The sequence below is a fragment of the Kitasatospora sp. NPDC002551 genome (genome assembly GCF_040296005.1).
Taxonomy (GTDB): Bacteria; Actinomycetota; Actinomycetes; order Streptomycetales; family Streptomycetaceae; genus Kitasatospora.
The window spans coordinates 123,862-139,718 of the sequence record NZ_JBEOWI010000015.1 but is presented as its reverse complement, the minus strand read 5'-3'; the positions used below and the strand labels follow the sequence as shown (position 1 = coordinate 139,718).

At 74.0% G+C, this 15,857-nt stretch carries 16 protein-coding genes and 1 riboswitch; of the genes, 8 read left to right on the top strand and 8 right to left on the bottom strand.

Annotated features, from left to right (window positions below):
• Nucleotides 1–66 precede the first annotated feature (66 nt).
• Together ABT093_RS16235 and ABT093_RS16230 are read right to left on the bottom strand one after the other, a co-directional pair.
• Nucleotides 67–642, bottom strand: a complete 576-nt coding sequence (locus ABT093_RS16235) for a TerD family protein (RefSeq protein ID WP_350564652.1) — start codon at nucleotides 640–642, stop codon at nucleotides 67–69.
• A 114-nt stretch (nucleotides 643–756) separates the two neighbouring features.
• Entirely contained in the window at nucleotides 757–1,254 is a 498-nt protein-coding gene (locus ABT093_RS16230; protein ID WP_502884234.1) for a hypothetical protein, read from the bottom strand.
• A gap of 69 nt (nucleotides 1,255–1,323) precedes the next feature.
• Here ABT093_RS16230 and arfB point away from each other — a divergent pair, with 69 nt between their 5' ends.
• A complete protein-coding gene (arfB, locus tag ABT093_RS16225) occupies nucleotides 1,324–1,758 on the top strand; it encodes an alternative ribosome rescue aminoacyl-tRNA hydrolase ArfB (RefSeq protein ID WP_350564649.1) in 435 nt (144 codons plus the stop codon).
• 9 nt (nucleotides 1,759–1,767) lie between these two features.
• Here the strand turns inward: arfB and ABT093_RS16220 are convergent, their stop codons facing one another.
• Nucleotides 1,768–2,304, bottom strand: a complete 537-nt coding sequence (locus ABT093_RS16220; RefSeq protein WP_502884233.1) for a flavin reductase family protein — start codon at nucleotides 2,302–2,304, stop codon at nucleotides 1,768–1,770.
• Nucleotides 2,305–2,650: 346 nt separating this feature from the next.
• Between ABT093_RS16220 and ABT093_RS16215 the strand changes: the two genes are divergently transcribed.
• Both ABT093_RS16215 and ABT093_RS16210 read left to right on the top strand, forming a co-directional pair.
• A complete protein-coding gene (locus ABT093_RS16215) occupies nucleotides 2,651–4,513 on the top strand; it encodes a GGDEF domain-containing protein (protein WP_350564645.1) in 1,863 nt (620 codons plus the stop codon).
• A 185-nt stretch (nucleotides 4,514–4,698) separates the two neighbouring features.
• Complete coding sequence (locus tag ABT093_RS16210) at nucleotides 4,699–5,673, top strand: carbohydrate-binding protein (RefSeq protein ID WP_350564643.1); 975 nt, start codon at nucleotides 4,699–4,701, stop codon at nucleotides 5,671–5,673.
• A 127-nt stretch (nucleotides 5,674–5,800) separates the two neighbouring features.
• Here ABT093_RS16210 and nagA read toward each other — a convergent pair whose 3' ends face one another.
• The gene (gene nagA, locus ABT093_RS16205; RefSeq protein WP_350564642.1) at nucleotides 5,801–6,973 is read right to left on the bottom strand and encodes an N-acetylglucosamine-6-phosphate deacetylase; all 1,173 of its coding nucleotides are present in this window, start codon (nucleotides 6,971–6,973) and stop codon (nucleotides 5,801–5,803) included.
• Nucleotides 6,970–7,917, bottom strand: coding sequence for an ROK family protein (locus ABT093_RS16200; protein ID WP_350564640.1), 948 nt, complete (start codon nucleotides 7,915–7,917; stop codon nucleotides 6,970–6,972). Before ABT093_RS16200 ends, nagA begins: the two co-directional genes overlap by 4 nt.
• Nucleotides 7,918–8,270: 353 nt before the next feature.
• Between ABT093_RS16200 and ABT093_RS16195 the strand changes: the two genes are divergently transcribed.
• On the top strand, nucleotides 8,271–9,548 hold the full coding sequence (locus tag ABT093_RS16195) for an extracellular solute-binding protein (protein ID WP_350564638.1): 1,278 nt from the start codon (nucleotides 8,271–8,273) through the stop codon (nucleotides 9,546–9,548).
• Between the two features lie 31 nt (nucleotides 9,549–9,579).
• On the opposite strand, the gene ABT093_RS16190 is transcribed toward ABT093_RS16195, so the two are convergent.
• Nucleotides 9,580–9,930 carry a cupin domain-containing protein gene (locus ABT093_RS16190; protein ID WP_350564636.1) on the bottom strand — a complete coding sequence of 117 codons (351 nt, stop codon included), beginning with the start codon at nucleotides 9,928–9,930 and terminating at the stop codon, nucleotides 9,580–9,582.
• A gap of 103 nt (nucleotides 9,931–10,033) precedes the next feature.
• On the opposite strand from ABT093_RS16190, the gene ABT093_RS16185 reads away from it, so the two are divergent.
• Nucleotides 10,034–10,372: a DUF3263 domain-containing protein gene (locus tag ABT093_RS16185; RefSeq protein WP_350564634.1), complete on the top strand. Its 339-nt coding sequence runs from the start codon at nucleotides 10,034–10,036 to the stop codon at nucleotides 10,370–10,372.
• 55 nt (nucleotides 10,373–10,427) lie between these two features.
• Complete coding sequence (gene otsB / locus ABT093_RS16180) at nucleotides 10,428–11,279, top strand: trehalose-phosphatase (RefSeq protein WP_350564633.1); 852 nt, start codon at nucleotides 10,428–10,430, stop codon at nucleotides 11,277–11,279.
• On the opposite strand, the gene ABT093_RS16175 is transcribed toward otsB, so the two are convergent.
• Nucleotides 11,254–12,732: an alpha,alpha-trehalose-phosphate synthase (UDP-forming) gene (locus tag ABT093_RS16175; protein ID WP_350564631.1), complete on the bottom strand. Its 1,479-nt coding sequence runs from the start codon at nucleotides 12,730–12,732 to the stop codon at nucleotides 11,254–11,256. The two genes, otsB and ABT093_RS16175, sit on opposite strands and share 26 nt — an antisense overlap.
• A 38-nt stretch (nucleotides 12,733–12,770) precedes the next feature.
• Nucleotides 12,771–13,778: a glucosyl-3-phosphoglycerate synthase gene (locus ABT093_RS16170; protein ID WP_350564629.1), complete on the bottom strand. Its 1,008-nt coding sequence runs from the start codon at nucleotides 13,776–13,778 to the stop codon at nucleotides 12,771–12,773.
• Between the two features lie 161 nt (nucleotides 13,779–13,939).
• Nucleotides 13,940–14,071, top strand: a riboswitch (SAM riboswitch).
• A gap of 15 nt (nucleotides 14,072–14,086) precedes the next feature.
• Here ABT093_RS16170 and thrC point away from each other — a divergent pair.
• Nucleotides 14,087–15,367, top strand: a complete 1,281-nt coding sequence (gene thrC / locus ABT093_RS16165; RefSeq protein WP_350564627.1) for a threonine synthase — start codon at nucleotides 14,087–14,089, stop codon at nucleotides 15,365–15,367.
• A gap of 64 nt (nucleotides 15,368–15,431) precedes the next feature.
• Nucleotides 15,432–15,707, top strand: coding sequence for a ubiquitin-like small modifier protein 1 (locus tag ABT093_RS16160; RefSeq protein WP_350564625.1), 276 nt, complete (start codon nucleotides 15,432–15,434; stop codon nucleotides 15,705–15,707).
• Nucleotides 15,708–15,857: the final 150 nt, after the last annotated feature.

The window sequence follows — 15,857 nt, the reverse complement described above, 5'->3', positions numbered from 1 at the left end:
AACGGCGCGGCGCCCGCCCCGCCGGGTGGCGGAGCGGGCGCCGGACGGCCCTGCGGTGCGGGAGCGTCAGATCTGGACGCCGAAGTCCTGGGCGATGCCGGCCAGGCCGGAGGCGTAGCCCTGGCCGACCGCGCGGAACTTCCACTCGGCGCCGTTGCGGTAGAGCTCGCCGAAGATCATGGCGGTCTCGGTGGCGGCGTCCTCGGAGAGGTCGTAGCGGGCGATCTCGGCGCCACCGGCGGCGTTCACCACGCGGATGTAGGCGTTGCGGACCTGGCCGAAGTTCTGGGACCGGGCGACGGCGTCGTAGATCGAGACCGGGAAGGTGATCCGGGCGGCCTCGGCCGGCAGCGTGGCGAGGTTGACGTTGATCGCCTCGTCGTCGCCGGCGCCCTCGCCGGTGCGGTTGTCACCGGTGTGGACGACGGTGTTGTCCGGGGTGCTGGTGTTGTTGAAGAAGACGAAGTGGCTGTTGGACAGCACCTTCCCGTCCGCGTTCAGCACGATCGCGCTGGCGTCCAGGTCGAACTCGGCACCGGTCGTGGTGCGGACGTCCCAGCCGAGGCCGACGGTGACCGCGGTCAGGCCGGGGGCCTCCTTGGTCAGCGAGACGTTGCCACCCTTGGAGAGGCTCACTGGCATGGTGTGTGCTGTCCCTTCGATTGCTTGTTGCCGGGGATAACGCGGGAACCGTCGGAATTGGTTCCGCGCGGCCGGGCCTTTTCCGCCGCCGGCACGGCTTCGGGTATTCCCTCGTCAGATCCGGCGGAACCGGCCCTGGAGCTCCCAGATTGCCGGATTGTCGGCGAGTTCGGGGTGCATGTCGAAGAGATCGGCGAGAGTGTCCTGGAGGAAGTCGCGGGCCTCGCGGCGCAGATCGCCGTGGCGCACCACGGCGGGCGGCTCGTCGGGCAGCCAGGTGGCGGTGATCTCGACCCAGTTGAAGCGGCGGGCGAACCGCAGCAGCTCGGTGTTCTGGGTGAAGTCGAGATCGGCGCTCTGCACCCGGGCCGCGCGCCCGCCGGCCGGGTCGCGGTCGAGTTCCTCGACGATGTCGCACAGGGCCCAGGCGAAGTCCAGTACCGGGACCCATCCCCAGGCTGTGGACAGTTCCGCGCCGTCGGCGTCGAGGTAGACGTCGCCGCAGAACAGGTCGTACCGCAGTTCGCGCACGCCCGCGGACCGGTAGTCGGTCTGCGGGGGGTCGGGGAAGCGGTTGGAGAGGGAGTAGCCGAGCTCGATCACACAGGCCATTGTCGGGGTTGCCCGGTCCTGGCCGGATAACCGGGTGACCGGCGCGGCCCGGCGCGGGATGATGGGCACATGCCCGAGCCCATCCGCGTACGGGGGTCGGTGGTCGTCCCCGACGCCGAGCTCGTCTGGCGCTTCTCGCGTTCCTCCGGCCCCGGCGGCCAGCACGTCAACACCTCCGACACCCAGGTCGAGCTGCGCTACGACCTGGCGGCCTCCGCCGCGCTGCCCGAGGTGTGGAAGCAGCGTGCCCTGGAGCGGCTGGCGGGCCGGCTGGTGGACGGGCGGGTGCTGGTGGTCCGGGCCTCCGAGCACCGCTCGCAATGGCGCAACCGGGAGGTCGCCGCGGCCCGGCTGGCCTCGCTGCTCGGCGAGGCGACCGCGCCGCCGCCGAAGGCCCGCCGGGCGACCAGGCCGAGCCGGGGCATGGTCGAGCGGCGGCTGTCCAGCAAGCGGCACCGCTCCGAGCTGAAGCAGGGGCGGCGCTCCCCGCGCGGCGAGCAGTAGCCCCCCGGGTCAGCCCAGGGTGCGGTAGCCGCCGCGGAAGTACAGCAGCGGGCGGCCGCCCGGGTCGGGGACCACGGCCTCCAGGACGCGGCCGAGCAGCAGGGTGTGGTCACCGGCGGCTATCCGCTGCTCGGTGCGGCACTCCACGGTGGCGAGCGCGCCGTCGATCAGCGGGGCTCCGCTGTGCGGGCCGCGGTGGTGCGGGGCGTCGGCGAACAGCAGCCGGTCGCTGAGCCGGCCCTTCATGGCGAACCGCGAGCCGAGCGCCTTCTGGGCCTCCGACAGCAGGGAGACCGCCCAGGTGTCGGCCCGGGAGAGCACCTCGTCCATCCGGGAGTCCTCCCGGACGGAGATCAGGACCAGCGGCGGCTCCAGCGACACGGAGAGGAAGGACGTGGCGGTCATGCCGACGTCCTCGCCGTCCTCCGGGTCGTGGACGGTCACCAGGCTCACACCGGCGGCGAGCTGGGAGAGCGCGGCCCGGAACTCGTCGGGGGTTGCTTGGGTGGCAGCTTCGGGCTGCGGGGACGGGTACACGTACCGCACGGTAGCCCGCGACCGGGGGAAACGGCATCGGGCCCTGGTCGTAGGACCAGCGGCGCAGCGCCGTGCGACTCACTCCCAGGGGTGAAGGAGAGGGCCTGCCGGCGGTCACCGGCTACAGCGCGAGGCCAATGCGACCGACCACGGGAAATGTGCCGATGGGCTCCTATGTCCCGGTACGGGACGGATGAACCGATTAAGGGCGCATTAGCGTTGTGTGATTTAAGTCACAAGTGCTGACCTATTGCTGACCGAGCGTGCCGAACGCTGTGCTCCCTGTGATTCAGTTCTTCTGGCAATCGGACGATAACCAATCAAGACCTATCCGAAGCAGCCGGGGAGCCCCCGCATGGAAGCCGAGTCGGAGCCGTACGTCCGTCTCGCGACCCTCCGCACCTTGCACCGGGTCGTGGCGGACCTCAACGCTGCCCGCAGCCTGGCGGGCACGCTGCAGGCCGTGGTCGAGGGCGCGGTGCACGGACTCGGATTCGACGCCGCCGCGGTCAGCCTGGTGCGGCCGGACGGCGACCTCGTGGTGGCGGCCGTCTGGGAGCTGGAGGAGAGCGCGATGGGCGGCCCCGCCGTCCTGCTCGGCCAGGTCGGCTCCCGCGAGTCCTGGGACCGGCTGCTCGGCGTCAGCGACCACTGGGGCACCCTGCGCTTCCTCCCCTACGACCGGGGCTGGGCGGTCGCCAGCGACATCCCGCGCTGGATCGGGGACGGTCCGATGCCCGTCTACGCCAACGACTGGCACCCCGCCGACGGCCTGCTCGCCCCGATGTACAGCGCCGGCGGCGACCTGCTCGGCGTCCTGTCGGTGGACCGTCCGCGCAGCGGCAAGCGGCCCGGCGCCTGGACCCGCGAGGCCCTGGAGATGTTCTCCCTGCAGGCCTCCATCGCGATCGGCAACGCCCGGCTGCGGGCCGAGATGCAGCGCGCGCTGGCCCGGCTGGAGAAGGAGCAGCAGGCGCTGCGGGCCAGCGAGGAGAGTTTCCGCCAGGCCTTCGAGTACGCCCCCAGCGGGATGGCCATCACCGAACTGCACGGCGCCGGGCGGGGCCAGCTGACCCGGGTCAACGACGCGCTCTGTCGTCTGCTCGGCCGCCCCCGGGCGGTGCTGCGCCAGCAGAGCTTCGCCGACCTCGTCCACCCGGACGACCGGGCGCTGCTGGAGCGCACCAGCGCCGAGAGCGGCCGGGCGGAACTGAGACTCTCCCGCCGGGACGGCGGCTACCAGTGGGTCTGTCTGCGGAACTCGATCGTGGCCGACGCCGCCGAGGGCCCGAGCTTCCTGCTCACCCACGTCGAGGACATCGAGGACCGCAAGCGGCACGAGCTCCAGCTCGCCCACCGGGCCAGCCACGACGCGCTCACCGGGCTGCCGAACGGCGCCGAGCTGAAGGCCCGGCTGGGGCGCCGGCTCTGCGGCCAGCCGCACGCGGCCGTCGCCGCCGGGCACCAGGGCGGCCCCGCGGACGGGAGCACCGGGTACGGCGGCACCGGGTACGGGAGCGGGTACGGCGGCGCCGGAGTCCCGGAGGACGGTTTCGGCGGGTACCCCGACGCCCTGTTCGGCGACCCCCACCGGCCGGCCGGCGTGGACGACGCCCCCGGGGCGGCGTACGGCCACCGCCTGCGGGACGGATACCCCGTGCCCGCCGCCGACGGCGCGCCGGCCGGGACGAACGGCTACGGGGAGCATGTGCACGCGGTGGTCCCGGCCGACCACGGCCCGGGCGGGGAGCTGCGGTCCGGCCCGTTCCGCTCGGGCGCAGCGGCCTCGGTCGACAAAGGGCTCGCGGTGCTCTTCTGCGACCTCGACGGCTTCAAGTCGATCAACGACCGGTTCGGCCACAACGCCGGCGACGCCGTCCTGGTCGAGGTGGCCCGCCGGCTCAGCGCGGCCGTGCGCGACGGCGACACGGTGGCCCGGCTCGGCGGCGACGAGTTCGTGGTGCTCGCCGACGGCATCGGCCGCGACGAGGCGAAGGACCTCTCCCACCGGCTGCGCAACGCGATCATCCCGCCGATGCGGATCGACGGCCGGGCGATGCGGGTCGGCGTGAGCCTGGGCATCGGCTGGGCCGGCTGCGGGATGAGCATCGAGGAGGTCCTGCACACCGCGGACGAGCGGATGTACGACGAGAAGCGGGCCCGCGGCGGCGCGGTGCGCGGGGCCCGCGGCGAGCGCTCGCACCGGCGGGCCGGCTGAGGGCCCGTCCCCGGCCCACGCGGCGGGACCGGCCGCTCCCGGGCGGGGGCTACTCGCCGGTTGTCAAGGGGTCTTTCCTGGGCGCGCGCGGCGGCAGGTAGGGTTCCGGGGTACGAGAGCGACCACGACCAGCGCCGACGGCCCGGCAGCCCGGCGGCGCGACCGCGATGGGGGAGTTGACCACCGTGACCACCGCCGGCAGCAGCGGAGCGCCCCAGGGCCCGGAGGACGGCGCCCCGCACGACGACGATCCGTTCGGCTACCTCTACCGTCCGGCCGACGGCGGCTCCGGTCAGCCGACCGAGCCGCAACAGGGCGTGCCCCGCACGCCGTACAGCCGCCCGATGGAGGTCGGCCGCGCCCAGTACGGCCAGCCCCCGAGGCCGCAGCAGCCCTACCCGCCGCAGCCGGGCTACCCGCAGCCCCAGCCGCAGCAGCCGTACCCGGCACCGGGCGACTTCGCCGCCGCCCCGACCCAGCAGACCCGCTACGCCGAGCACTCCCGCCCGCAGCCGGGCGAGGAGCGGCCGCCGGGCGGCGGCCGGGGCAAGGGCGCCGTGATCGGCGCGGTCGCCGTGGTCGCGGCCATCGCGATCGGCGCCGGCATCGCCCTGTCCTCCGGGGACCCGGACGGCGACAAGGACAAGGACGCCAAGGGCGGCACCACCACGGCGAGCGGCCCGGCCACCCCGGGCGACGCCACCGGCTCCGCGAGCCCGACCGGCGCCGCGTCGCCCACGGCCTCGGCGAGCGCCTCGGGCGGGCTGGGCCCGGTCGACGCGAGCCAGCTGCAGGGGCAGAACGCGCCGTCCGGCAACACCGTCAAGGGCGCCAAGTCGGCCGACGGCAGCTACCTGACGCTCAACCCGGGCGGCACGGTCACCTGGACGGGTGACCTGGCGGCGGCCGGTACGTACAAGTTCACCGTGCACTACAACAACCCGGGCGCCGACGTGCGGGCGACGACGGCGGTCAACGGCAAGGACTGGCCGAGCGGGTCGAACTTCAAGAACTACTCGCCGGGCAAGGACCCGGCCTCGTCCTGGTTCAACACCTACATAACCCCGCCGATGCAGGCGGGCACGAACACGATCGTGATCTCGCTGCCGCCGGGCAGCGGCACGATCCTCATCGATCAGGTGCTGCTGGAAGCCGCGTAGCGGCGTTCCCGCCGACCGTCGGCACCGGGTCCGAGCGGCCCGGAGGCGCGCGGGCGGGTGGCAGCCACGACGACGACGGCCGCCCGTTCCCCGAGGGGAGCGGGCGGCCGTCGTCGTGGGCGCGGGATCAGGCGGTCGCGATCGGGGCGAAGCGGTCGCCGCCGGTGATCCACTCGCCGCGGCGCATCACCGCGACCAGGTCGTAGCTCGCCGAGTCGACCACGGCGAGGTCGGCGAACTTGCCGGGCTCCAGCGAGCCGATCGAGTCGGCGAGGCCGAGCAGCCGGGCCGGGGTGGCGGAGAGCGACTCGACGGCCTGGGTGAGGTCGAGGCCGTTGACCGTGACCGAGCGCTTGAACGCCACGTCCAGGGTGAGCGTCGAGCCGGCGATCGCGCCGCCCTCGACCAGCCGGGCCACGCCGTCCTTGACCTCGACCTGGAGCGGGCCGAGCGGGTAGAGGCCGTCGCCCATGCCGGCGGCGCCCATGGCGTCGGTGATCAGGGCGACCCGGGAGGCGCCGGCGGTGCCGTAGGCGAGGTCGAGCACCGAGGGGTGCAGGTGGACGCCGTCGTTGATCAGCTCGACGGTGACCCGCTCGTCCTCCAGCAGCGCCACGATCGGGCCGGGCGCGCGGTGGGCGATGCCGGGCATGGCGTTGAAGAGGTGGGTGGCGACGGTGGCGCCGGCCTCGATGGCCTCCAGCGTCTTGGCGTAGTCGGAGTCGGTGTGGCCGACGGCGGCGATCACGCCGAGGTCGGCGAGCATCCGCACGGAGTCGAGGCCGCCGGGCAGCTCGGGGGCCAGGGTGATCATTCTGGCGTGGCCGCGGGCGGCGTCGACGAGCTTGCGGACCAGGGCCGGGTCGGGGTCGCGCAGCAGGTCGGGGCGGTGGGCGCCGCAGCGGTTGTGCGAGATGAAGGGGCCCTCGAAGTGGATGCCGGCGAGGACGCCGTCCTCGACGAGTTCGGAGAGGACGGCGGCCTGGCGGGCGAGGTCGTCGATCTCGCCGGTGACGGTGGAGGCGACGGTGGTGGTGGTGCCGTGTTCGAGGTGGGTGCGGGCGACCTTGAGGGCCTCCTCGGCGATGCCGGAGGCGTAGGAGGCGCCGCCGCCGCCGTGGACGTGCAGGTCGACGAAGCCGGGGACGACGGTGTACCCGGTGAGGTCGAGGTCGCCGGGCGTGGCGGAGCCGCCGAGGCCGGCGATCCGGTCGCCCTCGACGGCGAGGCGGTCGCCCTCGACGACGCCTCCGGGCAGGACCAGCCGGGCGCCGGCCAGTGCGAGTCGGTCCGCGGTCACGCGGTCACCTCCATGGAGAGCAGATCCCAGGCGAGCAGGCCCGCGCCCAGCGACGCGGCGGTGTCTTTGAGCATGGCGGGTACGACCTCGGGGGGCATCTGGAAGGTCAGCCGCTCGGTGACCGCCGCCCGCAGCGGCGTGAAGAGGGTGTCCCCGGCCTCGGCCAGCCCGCCGCCGACGATGACGCGGGACGGGTCGAGCAGGCTCTGGGCGAGGACGATGCCGTCGGCCAGGGCCTCCACCGCGTTCTGCCAGACCGCGACCGCGCGCGGGTCCCCGGCGTCCACCGCGACGGCGCAGGATGCCGCGTCGGCGTCGGGGTCGCCCACGGCCTCGGCCCAGGCACGGGAGACGGCGGAGGCGGAGGCGAGGGTCTCCAGGCAGCCGCGGGCGCCGCAGCCGCACTTCGGTCCGCCGGGGCGGACCACCACGTGGCCGATCTCGCCGCCGAAGCCGTGGGCGCCGGCCTCGATCCGGCCGTCGATGCCGATGGCGCCGGCGATGCCGGTGCCGAGGGCGATGAACAGGAAGCGCCCGACGCCCCGGCCGCCGCCGAGCCGGCCCTCGGCGAGGCCGCCGGTGCGCACGTCATGACCGAGGGCGACCGGCATCACACCGCCGTCCGGGCCGGCCAGGCGCTCGCCCAGCAGCTTGCGCAGCGGGAGGTCGCGCCAGCCGAGGTTGGCGGAGAAGACCGCGATGCCGTGCTTCTCGTCGATCGTCCCCGGGACGGCGACACCCGCCGCAAGGGGCGCGGCGCCGAAGCGGCTGCGGCCTTCGTCCGCCAGATCGGCGGCGAAGTCGAGGATGGCGGCGACCACGGCGTCCGTGCCGTGCTCCCGCCCGGTCGGGCGGCGTGCTTCGAACAGCACGGAGCCGTCCTGGGCGAGCAGCGCGGCTTTCATGCCGGTGCCCCCCACATCGAGTGCGATGACGTGCTTCACGGAGGACAGTTTCCCTTGACCAGGTCTAAGAGGTCTAGTCCAGTTGTCGGATTGGTCTGGTCCAACGGGGTGAGCTTTGTCGCAGAAGCATGTGGTGTGCGGCACTTTGCACGAGCCCTCCGGTGGAGCCCCGGCCCGGTGGCGGGGGCGGATTCGGCAGGTCGGACCGGCGCGATCCGTTGCACGGTGCGCAACGACTCCCGCACTTCGATAACTACCCGGCGTCCGGGCACCGGAGGTGTGGACCACCGCGTGCCCGGTTTGGCACCCTTGCGGCCTTCACCCCGGCCGGATCCCCCCTCCCCCTCGATCCGGACCGTTCCCCAGGATCCCCCCCGAAGGCGGTACCCGCGTTGGACAGACGCGTCCCCACCCGGTCGTTCGGCGTCGCGCTGGCCGGCGCCCTGGCCGGAGCCCTGGTGCTCAGCGGCTGCGGCGGCCAGGACGACGGCCCCGTCACCCTCAGGCTGGTCGCGGCCGACTACGGCGAGAGCGCGGACACCAACTCCAAGCTGTACTGGGACGACCTCGCCCGCCGCTTCGAGGCCGCCAACCCGGGCATCAAGGTGAACGTCGAGGTGGTGGGCTGGACCGACATCGGCAAGCGGGTCGAGGAGCTGGTGAAGAGCGGCAAGTCGCCCGACCTGCTGCAGACCGGCGGCTTCGCCGACCAGGCCGCCGCGGACCGGCTCTACCCCGCCGCGGACGTGCTCTCCCTGGAGACCCAGGCGAACATCATGGAGCAGTTCTCGCACGCCGGGCAGGTGCTCGGCACGCAGTACGGCATCCCGTTCGTCTCCTCCTCCCGGGTGCTCTTCTACAACAAGGCGATCTTCCAGAAGGCCGGCATCGCCCAGCCGCCGGCCACCTGGAACGAGCTCAAGGCGGCCGCCGAGAAGATCAAGCTCAAGGTCCCCGGCGTCGTGCCGTACGGACTGCCGCTCGGGCCCGAGGAGGCGCCCGCCGAGTCGATGCTCTGGACGCTGAGCGGCGGCGGCAGCCTCTCCGACGACGTCGGCAACTACACCATCGACAGTGCCCAGAACCAGGCCACCTTCACCTGGCTGAGGAACAACCTGGTCGTCACCGGCCTGACCCAGCCCGAGCCCGGCAAGGTGAACCGCACCCCGGTGTTCAGCGACTTCGCGGCCGGCAAGGTGGCGATGCTCAACGGGCACCCGACGCTGCTGCGGATGGCCACCAACGGGAAGATCGACTTCGGGACGGCGCCGATCCCGAGGAAGGACGGCCTGGCGAAGACCGGCAGCCTCGGCGTCGCCGACTGGATGATGGCGTTCAAGGCCAACGGGCACCGGAACGAGATCCGCACCTTCCTCTCCTTCGTCTACGGCAAGGAGAACCAGCTCAGGTTCGACGAGACCTACAACCTGCTGCCGGTCACCCAGGACGCCTTCGACGCGATGACCAAGGACCCGAAGCACGAGGACCTCAAGCAGTTCGCGGCGGGCCTGGGCAACGCCAGCTTCTACCCGTTCGGCGACCCGGCCTGGGCGGAGGTCTCCAACCGGATCAAGGCCGGCATCGGGGCGGCGGTGACCGGCGACCCCAAGCCGGTGCTGGAGGACCTCCAGCAGGCAGCCGTCAAGGAGGCGGCCCGGATCCGCAAGTGAATCCGGGCCGGGCGGGCAGGCGGGGCGGGTCTCAGAAGGTGATCGCGTAGACCTTGCGGAGCGTCTCGTGGACGGTCCAGGTGGTGCGGTCGCCCGCCCGCAGCACCCCGCAGTCGCCCGGGCCGAGCTCCAGCGTCGGGCCGCCGTCGACCACGACGGTGGCCCGGCCGCTCAGCACCACGAACACCTCGTCCGCCTCCACGTCGGTGGCCACGCCCGGGGTGATCTGCCAGATGCCGGTCTCCCCGGTGGCGGACCCGGTGAGCACCCGGCCGGACACCTCGGGGGCGCCCGAGACGATCTGCGCCGGGTCGAGCGGGTCGGGGACGAGGTCCGCGGTCGGGACGTGCAGGGCGAAGGCGGCGGCCGGGATGCTGGTCATGGGGGTGACGCTAGCCGCCGGACCGGCGCCGCGCAGGACGCAGAGTGTGTCGGGTCCGCGAGGGAGAATGACACTCCGTAGTGATGGACGGAGGTGGGCCCCGATGGGCGCGGACGACGAGGCGGCGCGGGAACCGGACGCGCCCGGTGCGGACGGTTCCCCCGGCACGCCCGGCACGCCCGGCACGCCCGGCACGCCCGGCACGCCCGGCACGCCCGGCACGCTGGACGAGCGGGACCGGGCCGTGCTGGAGCTGGAGGGCCGCTCCTGGCGGACGGCCGGCGCCAAGGAACGCGCCGTCCGGGAGGAGCTGGGGCTCTCCAGCACCCGGTACTACCAGCTGCTGAACGCACTGCTGGACCGGCCGGAGGCGCTGGCGCACGCGCCGGTCCTGGTCAACCGGCTGCGCCGGGTCCGCGACGCCCGCCGGGCGGCCCGGTAGCCACGGCCGCCGCGCCGGGGGTGTCCGCCCGGGACAGCTGGGTACGGTGCCAGGCATGGGCCTTGCCGACATTGCGCGACCACTGACGGATGCCGGGCGCGCGGGGCTGGCGGCGCTGCTCGCCGCGCCCCGTGACGCCGTGATCGCCCTCGACTTCGACGGAACGCTCGCACCGATCGTCCCCGACCCGAGCCGGGCCCGGGCGCACCCGGGCGTGGCGCCCGCACTGCGCGCGCTGGCGCCGCGGGTCGGCACGGTCGCCGTGGTGACCGGCCGCCCGGCCGCGCTGGCCGTGGAGTACGGCGGTCTCGCCGGACTCCACGGCGTGGTGGTGCTCGGCCACTACGGCGCCGAGCGCTGGGAGGACGGCGAGCTGACCGCGCCGCCGCCGCACCCGGGCGTGGCCGCGGTGCGCGAGCGGCTGCCGCGGGTGCTGGCCGGACTCGGCGCGCCGGACGGCACCTGGGTGGAGGACAAGGGCCGCTCGGTGGCCGTGCACACCCGGCGCACGGCCGAGCCGGCCGCCGCGTTCGAGCTGCTGCGCGCGCCGATGGAGGGCCTGGCGGGCGAGCACGGGCTGGTGGTGGAACCGGGCCGGATGGTGCTGGAGCTGCGGCCGCCCGGGGTGGACAAGGGAGCGGCGCTGACCGGGCTGCTGCGCGAGCGCGGCGCCCGCTCGGTGCTCTACGCGGGCGACGACCTCGGTGACGTCCCGGCCTTCGCGGCGGTGGAGAAGCTGCGCGGGGAGGGCCTGGCCGGGCTGCTGGTGTGCAGCGGCGCGGTGGGCGAGGCGCCGGTGCGCGAGCTCGCCGACCGGGCGGACCTGGTGGTCCCGGGCCCGGCCGGCGTGGTGGAACTGCTCGGCGCGCTGGGGGAGGAGCTCAGCGGCCCGGCCGCAGGGCGTTGAGCTGGTCGAGGAACCACTGCTGCGGGGGCAGCGCCGTCGCCGCGGCGGCCAGCCGCTTGGTGCGCTCGGCGCGCTCCCCGGCCGGCATGGTGAGCCCGGCGTGCAGCGCCTCGGCGGTGGCCACGACGTCGTACGGGTTGACGCTCAGCGCGTCCTCGCCGAGTTCGGCGTGCGCGCCGGCCTCCCGGGACAGCACCAGCGCGCAGCCCCGGTCGGAGACCACCGGGACCTCCTTGGCCACCAGGTTCATGCCGTCCCGGATCGGGTTGACCAGGGCCACGTCGGCCATCCGGTAGGCGGCCAGCGAGCGCGGGAAGTCGTCGTCGACGTGCAGGATCAGCGGCTTCCAGCCGGGCGTGCCGAACTCCGCCTCGATCTCGGCGGCGAGCGCCCGCACCTGGTCGGTGTAGGCCCGGTACTCGGCGAGGTCGGTGCGCGACGGGTAGGCGAAGGCGATGTGCACCACCCGGTCGTGCCACTCGGGGCGGGTGCGCAGCAGGTGCCGGTAGGCCAGGAAGCCGCGGACGATGTTCTTGCTCAGCTCGGTGCGGTCGACCCGGACCACGGTGCGCCGGTCGCCGACCGCGGTGCGCAGGGCGGCGAGCCGCTCGTCGACGTCCGGGCGGTGGGCGCGCTCGCGCAGGAAGTCGGCGTCGGCGCCGAGGCCGTGCACGCCCAGCGCGGTGGTGCGGCCGGCGTGCGCCACGGTGAGCGCCTCGCGGTCGACCTCCGCGCCGAGGAAGCGCTCGCAGCAGTCGGCGAAGGCGAGCGCCCAACGGCGGGTCAGGAAGCCCGCCCGGTCGGCGCCGAGGATGCCGGTGAGGACGGCCTCGGAGATGTCGTCGGGCAGCAGCCGCAGGTACTCGGGCGGCGCCCAGGGGGTGTGCGAGAAGTGGCCGATCCGCAGGTCGGGGCGGGCGGCGCGGAGCAGTGCCGGGACGAGCGAGAGGTGGTAGTCCTGCACCAGGACGGCGGCGCCGGGGGCAGCCTCGGCGGCGAGCGCCTCGGCGAAGGCGGTGTTGTAGGCGGTGTAGGCCTGCCACTCGGTGCGGAAGCCGGCGTCGAAGGCGGGGGCGGTCGGGGTGTTCCAGAGCAGGTGGTGGACGAACCAGAGGGTCGAGTTGGCGATGCCGTTGTAGGCGCGGGCGAAGGTCCGCGGGTCGATGTCGAGCATCCGCACGGCCTGTCCGCCGACGTCGTGGCCGGCCCGGTCGAGGCGGCCGTCCGGGGCCTCGCGGGCGGCCCGGCGGTCGGCGTCGGACAGCGCGGCGCAGACCCAGACGGCGTCCGGGTCGTCGATGGCGGAGAGCCCGGAGACCAGGCCTCCGCCGCCTCTGCGGAGGGTCAGCGTGCCGTCGTCCGCGGTGCCGAAGGACACCGGCCCCCGGTTGGACGCCACCAGGACGGGGGCGGCGCCGGTCGGATTCGAACGTTCGGTCGTGTCAGGGCCCATGGTTGGTTGGTTGCCGGGGGTCCGGGGTGGCAAACGTGTCAGTGCCGGGTGGCGTACTCGGGCACGGTGTGCATCGGGGGGCGTTCGGTCGCGGTGACCGGGTGGGTGTGGGCGGTGAAGGCGCGGGTGCGCGGGTCGCGGGTGAACTGGGTGAGCCGCGGGTGGAGCAGGTCGGCGGAGGCCTTGAGCCGGTGGGTGCGGTCGAGCCGTTCCAGCGCGGTGCGGTAGATGGTGGCGGCCATCCGGCCGAGCGCCTGGCCGTCCTGGTGCCGGTGGTGGCGCACGCCCACGTCCACCTGGGCGAGGGCGTCCAGGCCGGCCGTCTCCAGGGCGTCCACCAGCAGGCCGAGCTCGACGCCGTAGCCGGTGGGGAAGGGCAGCCGCTCCAGCAGCGAGCGCCGGGCCGCGTACTCGCCACCGAGCGGCTGGACGAAACCGGCGAGTTCCGGCCAGTGCAGGTTGAGCAGCGGGCGGGCGACGAGTTCGGTGACCCGGCCGCCGCCGGCCGGCACGACCGCGCCGTCCGTTTCGAGCGGCCGGTCGTACATCGCCTTGACCAGCTGGATGTCCGGTTCGGTGAGCAGCGGGCCGATGATGCCGGAGACCAGGGCGGGGTCGAACTCGCGCAGGTCGGCGTCCACGAAGCAGACGATCTCGCCGCGGGTGACCAGCAGCGAGCGCCAGAGCACCTCGCCCTTGCCGGGGGCGGCGGGCAGCCGGGGCAGGATCGCGTCACGGTGCACGACGGTGGCGCCGGCCTCGGCGGCGACCTCGGCGGTGGCGTCGGCGGAGCCGGAGTCGACCACCACCAGCTCGTCGACCAGCGGCAGCCGCTCCATCAGCTCGCGGCGGATCACCCGGACGATCTCGCCGACGGTGGCTTCCTCGTCCAGGGCGGGCAGCACGACGCTGACCGTGCCGGCCGGGCCGAGTGCGCGCTTGGCCGCGGCCAGTGTGCGCACCGGGCGGTCGGCCGCGCTCCACGAGCGCCGGCGCAGCCAGGACGCCGTCTCGGGGAGGAGCTCGGAGGTCGGTTCGGCGGGCACGGTGCGCTCCTCGGCGGGTTCGGGTACGGGGCCGGGTGGGACGGGGCATCTCGCGTGGCGGACGGTGCCGTTCGGGGTTGACGCCTTCGGATACAGTCTTCGTACAGCGGTCGGACCTTCGCACGCCGGGGTCTCCGCTGAGCAGGACCACAACTTCACAGAGCTCATCCAGAGGGACTGAGGGAACGGCCCGTTGACGTCCCGGCAACCTTCTCGCGCGGACGGCTTCGGGCCCCGGCGGGACAGGTGCCAATTCCGGCCCGGGCGCGACCGCGTCCCGGGGAAGATGAGGAGAGAGGCCTCGCCCCATGGCTATCGACACCGCCGCACCCGTCACCGTTGACCTCGGCCCCGCAGCCCAGCTGTCCTGTCGGGAGTGCGGAACCCGCTTCCCGCTCGGTCCCAGCTTCGCGTGCGTGGAGTGCTTCGGCCCGCTGGAGATCGCCTACGACCTCGGCGGCGAGGGCGCCGAGGAACTGCGCAAGCGGATCGAGGCCGGTCCCGCGTCGATCTGGCGCTACGCCCCGCTGCTGCCGGTGCCCGCGGACGTCGCGACCAAGCCGAACCTCAACCCGGGGTGGACCCCGCTGGTGAAGGCCGACAACCTGGGACGTGAGCTCGGCTTCACCGCCCAGCTGCACGTCAAGGACGACTCCGGCAACCCGACCCACTCCTTCAAGGACCGCGTGGTGGCCTGCGCCATCGAGGCGGCCCGCGCGTTCGGCTACACCACGCTGTCCTGCTCGTCGACCGGCAACCTGGCCGGCGCGGTGGGCGCGGCGGCGGCCCGGGCGGGCTTCCGGTCCTGCGTGTTCATCCCGCACGACCTGGAGCAGGGCAAGGTCGTGATGGCCGGGGTGTACGGCGGCGAGCTGGTCGGCATCGAGGGCAACTACGACGACGTGAACCGGTTCTGCTCGGAGCTGATCGGCGACCCGGCCGGCGAGGGCTGGGGCTTCGTCAACGTCAACCTGCGGCCGTACTACGGCGAGGGCTCCAAGACGCTCGCCTACGAGATCTGCGAGCAGCTGGGCTGGCGGCTGCCGGAGCAGATCGTGATCCCGATCGCCTCGGGCTCGCAGCTCACCAAGATCGACAAGGGCCTGCAGGAGCTGATCAAGCTCGGCCTGGTCGAGGACCGGCCGTACCGGATCTTCGGCGCCCAGGCGGCGGGCTGCTCGCCGGTCTCGGCCGCCTTCAAGGCCGGCCACGACGTGATCCGGCCGGTCAAGCCGGACACCATCGCCAAGTCGCTGGCGATCGGCAACCCGGCCGACGGCCCGTACGTGCTGGACATCGCCCGGCGCACCGGCGGCGCGGTGGAGGACGTGACGGACGAGGAGGTCGTGGCCGCGATCCGGCTGCTGGCCCGCACCGAGGGCGTCTTCGCGGAGACCGCGGGCGGCGTGACGATCGGCGTGCTCAAGAAGCTCGTCGAGACCGGCCGGCTGGACCCGTCCAAGGAGACCGTCGCGATCAACACCGGCGACGGCCTGAAGACCCTCGACGCCGTCGCGGAGGCCGGGATGACCGCCGTCATCCGGCCGACCCTGGAGTCCTTCCGGGACGCCGGCCTGGCGACCGCCTGACCTTCGCGACCCCCACCCGCCCAGCCCCCCGCGACCGCACCGCGACCGCACCGAGGAGACCCCCATGAGCGCCAACGTCCGTATCCCGACCATCCTGCGCACCTACACCGGCGGCGCCAGCGAGGTGCCCGCCGAGGGCGCCACGCTGGGCGAGGTCATCGCCGACCTGGAGAAGAACCACGCCGGGATCGCCGCCCGCATCCTGGACGACACCGGCAAGCTGCGCCGCTTCGTCAACGTCTACGTGAACGACGACGACGTGCGCTTCGCCGAGGGCCTGGCGACGGAGATCAAGGACGGCGCGAACGTCTCGATCATCCCGGCGGTCGCCGGCGGCTGAGCCCGGCGCGCACCCGTTCCCGCGGGGCGGGTGCCCCCGCGTCACCGGTCGTGGGGGGGGCGGCGGGGAGGGCGGCGGCCCGCCCCCCGGGGTTTGGGGGGGTTATTTTATTTGGGGGGCGGGGGTTTGGGGGGGGGGGCCCGGGGACGG

Excerpts from the sequence above, each read along its gene's own strand:
- ABT093_RS16215 (WP_350564645.1), top strand. The coding sequence starts at position 2,651 with ATGGAAGCCGAGTCGGAGCCGTACGTCCGTCTCGCGACCCTCCGCACC.
- ABT093_RS16235 (WP_350564652.1), bottom strand. The coding sequence starts at position 642 with ATGCCAGTGAGCCTCTCCAAGGGTGGCAACGTCTCGCTGACCAAGGAG.
- ABT093_RS16185 (WP_350564634.1), top strand. The coding sequence starts at position 10,034 with ATGGGCGCGGACGACGAGGCGGCGCGGGAACCGGACGCGCCCGGTGCG.
- thrC (WP_350564627.1), top strand. The coding sequence starts at position 14,087 with ATGGCTATCGACACCGCCGCACCCGTCACCGTTGACCTCGGCCCCGCA.
- ABT093_RS16175 (WP_350564631.1), bottom strand. The coding sequence starts at position 12,732 with ATGGGCCCTGACACGACCGAACGTTCGAATCCGACCGGCGCCGCCCCC.
- arfB (WP_350564649.1), top strand. The coding sequence starts at position 1,324 with ATGCCCGAGCCCATCCGCGTACGGGGGTCGGTGGTCGTCCCCGACGCC.
- ABT093_RS16190 (WP_350564636.1), bottom strand. The coding sequence starts at position 9,930 with ATGACCAGCATCCCGGCCGCCGCCTTCGCCCTGCACGTCCCGACCGCG.
- ABT093_RS16230 (WP_502884234.1), bottom strand. The coding sequence starts at position 1,254 with ATGGCCTGTGTGATCGAGCTCGGCTACTCCCTCTCCAACCGCTTCCCC.
- otsB (WP_350564633.1), top strand. The coding sequence starts at position 10,428 with ATGGGCCTTGCCGACATTGCGCGACCACTGACGGATGCCGGGCGCGCG.
- ABT093_RS16160 (WP_350564625.1), top strand. The coding sequence starts at position 15,432 with ATGAGCGCCAACGTCCGTATCCCGACCATCCTGCGCACCTACACCGGC.